4 protein-coding genes are annotated in these 3,404 nt (G+C 41.7%); 2 read left to right on the plus strand and 2 right to left on the minus strand.

Features of this window, described 5'->3' with window-relative positions:
* Positions 1-95 precede the first annotated feature (95 nt).
* A complete protein-coding gene (locus HP456_RS21600; RefSeq protein WP_172254943.1) occupies positions 96-1,367 on the plus strand; it encodes a PucR family transcriptional regulator in 1,272 nt (423 codons plus the stop codon).
* Between the two features lie 224 nt (positions 1,368-1,591).
* Positions 1,592-2,041: a S1 domain-containing RNA-binding protein gene (locus HP456_RS21605; protein ID WP_172254945.1), complete on the plus strand. Its 450-nt coding sequence runs from the start codon at positions 1,592-1,594 to the stop codon at positions 2,039-2,041.
* A gap of 402 nt (positions 2,042-2,443) precedes the next feature.
* Here the strand turns inward: HP456_RS21605 and HP456_RS21610 are convergent, their stop codons facing one another.
* Both HP456_RS21610 and HP456_RS21615 read right to left on the minus strand, forming a co-directional pair.
* Complete coding sequence (locus HP456_RS21610; RefSeq protein WP_172254947.1) at positions 2,444-2,920, minus strand: thioesterase family protein; 477 nt, start codon at positions 2,918-2,920, stop codon at positions 2,444-2,446.
* A 19-nt stretch (positions 2,921-2,939) separates the two neighbouring features.
* On the minus strand, positions 2,940-3,404 hold a 465-nt coding region (locus HP456_RS21615), incomplete at its 5' end, for a 3-hydroxyacyl-CoA dehydrogenase family protein (protein WP_246289353.1).

Raw genomic sequence — 3,404 nt, forward strand, 5'->3', positions numbered from 1 at the left:
AAAAGCTCTCCTGATAAGGGGGAGCTTTTCGCTTTTCATTCAGGAATTTAACGCTATAATAGGAATAATAACTCTCGTGGAAAGGTAAGATTCCTATGGAAGCAAAAGATTTGATCCTTCAGGCAGAAGACATCCATAAAGCAACTGAATTGATCAGTTCAAAATTAGGCAACCCCGTGATCATTGAAAACAAAAATTTTGAATTGATTTCTTACAGTTCCTCTTCCGATAAATTCGATCAAACACAGCAAAAGACGATCCTCACGAAAAAATGTCCGATCTTCATCATCGATCGACTGAAAAAAGAAGGCATCGTACACCGTCTCGAAAAACATTCTGATCCGATCCGGGTTCAATCTATGGAAGAGTTGGGGTTCCACCAGCGTGTCGTCATCGCCACAAAGTACCTTGGGAATACGATGGGATATATTTGGGTCCAGGAGTCCGATCATCTTCTCCAAAGTGAAGAACTTGCCTTCCTGGAAGAGATATCCCCTCACCTTGGGAACCTGATCAACGATATTTACGCGAAGGTCAATGTCAAAAAAGGCAAAAAAGAAGAGGTATTGTGGCATCTTCTGCAGCACGAATATGGAAGCGAAAGCCAACTGCGCCATGATGCATCCCTGGTCAAGCTGACATTGCCAGAGCGGTTCACTGTAGCTGTTTATTCGATAACATCACCACAATATAAACCTATGCTCGACGATCTTGAGAGGCTGGTCCACGAATCCAGCTTCCAAACAAATATATATACGTTGAAAACGGAATACCAAGTGATCCTCATTCTCTACGGCAAAGCAGATAAACCGCTTTCTTCGCTGGAATTAGCCAGAAGTTTAGCCGAAAAAGTCAAAGAACAAACAGGCGAAGAGCAATTTTATAACTTCTTGATCGGGGTCGGAAAGGAATACGCCTCTTTACATCAAATGAGAAAGAGCTTTTTGGAAGCGTCGGAGGTCATTGAGACCGCAAATTTCATCAGTCCGCGTCCTGAATCGATGCCGCGGGAATTTGCCCAATTGGGAATCTATCGGTACTTGCCTGCGCTCTATGAAAAAAACACCTCAAAGGATTATTATAGTGATGACTTGTTGTCATTGATCAAGAATGATGTCAAGAAACAGACAGATCTGCTCCGGACACTTGAAGTGTTTTTGGCGAATGACGGAAAGGGTAAACAGACCGCCAATGAATTGTTCATCCATCCAAACACATTAAATTATAGAATCAAAAAAATACAGGAGCTTACGACTATTGATTTCAATAACTTCAATATGAAAGTATACCTGTATACTGAATTACTGCTGTTGAACAATGTTGAAGCATATTATCAGCGTTATAAAGATGCATTAAAGGGAATTTGATCTCGCGTATAGAGAGGATCCGATTTTTAGCTCGTTCCAGCGGTTGATTGAAGTGTAAGAATGTAAATCGGAAGTACAATGGGATGAAACGATGCTTATTTATTTGGTTAAAAGGAAAGAATGAAAATAAATAAGCGGAAATTAAATCCATTTGATACTTTTTACTCTATTTGTTATACAATAAATGAAGTGTTTTATAATTATTGAGGGGGACTCTTATTTTTATGTCGATTGAAGTAGGCAGTAAGGTACAAGGGAAAGTAACAGGCATCACTAATTTTGGAGCATTCGTAGAATTACCTGGAGGCACAACAGGTCTTGTGCATATTAGCGAGGTAGCGGACAGCTATGTAAAAGATGTTAATGACCATCTTAAAGTTGGCGATCAAGTTGAAGTAAAAGTGATTAGTGAGAAAGATGGAAAAACGGCTTTGTCCATCAAAAAAGCGATAGACAGGCCAGAAAGACCAACATCTTCTTACTCAAAGCGCCCACAGGGCCAAGGGAGAGGCGCCGGCCATTCCAAAAACGCTGGGTCAAAAGGAAGTTTCAAATCAAAGGAAAATTTTGAAGATAAACTGTCTCGTTTCTTAAAGACCAGTGAAGAGAATTTGTCTACCCTTAACCGCAACACTGGAGCAAAACAGGGAGGCAGAGGCGGAAGACGCGGATAACCTGCGTCTTTCGATCCTGCTCCATATAAGATGAAAGGCAAGCCTGAATAATCCGGCTTGCTTTTTTTTTGCACCGAAATCTGACAGCCCTTTTCCTATAACAGACCATTGAATAGACTTCCGAATGAAACGGAAGTGAGTTTGTGGAACATTCACGTAAAATTAAGGGACAGATGAATCAACAAGATTCATAAGGAAAAGGTATTCAGGCAAAAAATAAGACCCTTCGATTTTTGGAAATCACGGATCTTATCTTATAAATAATAACCTGACAATTTAAGCCTCCATGATTGTACAAGAGCGGAACTCTTATCTGCCTAAAGACAATCAAAAGAAGTGCAGTCCCAAAACATATAGGGACTGCACTTCATAATGGTTATGGATCAGCACAAGGAGCCTTTCTTATTTCCTCCGAATCGCAATGGTTCTTCCAGCCTGTTTAGGCATTGGCATGCTTTTATGCAATCCAGCCAGACTTTCGATACGCGAGTGAATCCCGGTTGGGAAAGGAGCTGGCCGCCCATCGTTCATGTCCATGCCCATCAACATTTGCTCACTAGTTGCAAGTGGTTCTCCTTTTTCGTTTTCCATAGTGAAAAAGACATGCAATCGTTTTGTATCATAGTCTAACAGCTGAATTTTGACTTGAAGTGCTTGTCCTTCATGAGCCTCAGCTAAATAGCAAAGATGCGTTTCTAAGGTATAGATCGAATATTGGTGGTTATCTCGGAAATCGGCATTGATTCCTAATTCTATCATTAATTGGTCTACGGCCATACTGAAGACGACAGCATAGGCAGCGTCTGTCATATGCCCGTTGTAATCGATCCAATCTTTGCGGACGTTTTCCTTTAAGAGTGGGTTTTCAATTTGAGACAATTGACTTCCTCCATTCATGTTAGAGCTTTCCGTTCAAGTTTGCTCCCGGCCAATATTTTTCAAGTAATTGCATAAGATCAATCAGGAATTCATCACGACGTTGTTCAAGTTCTGGAATGGAATGTCCAGCCGTTTGGGCTTCACATCCTTCAACGACTCGATTTGTCAGTTCATCAGTGAGTTCCGGCGCAACTAATTTTGTCCATGGCAGTTTTAAGGCTGGACCAAATTGTTCAAGCATATGTCTCATCCCTTGTTCTCCGCCAGCAAGATGAAGGGTCAAGAACGGCCCCATAAGTGCCCAGCGCAATCCCGGACCATAGATAATGGCCGCGTCCACTTCTTCTGTTGTGGCTACACCGTCATTTACAAGGTGCAGTGCTTCGCGCCAGATGGCTTCCATGAGCCGGTCAGCAACATGGCCTTCCACTTCGGTTGAAATGACAAGCGGCTTCATTTTAATAGATTCATAAAATCGCTCTGA

Origin of the sequence: Bacillus haikouensis (genome assembly GCF_013179555.1) — a bacterium.
In the GTDB taxonomy this organism is placed as follows: Bacteria; Bacillota; Bacilli; order Bacillales; family Bacillaceae_B; genus Rossellomorea; species Rossellomorea haikouensis_A.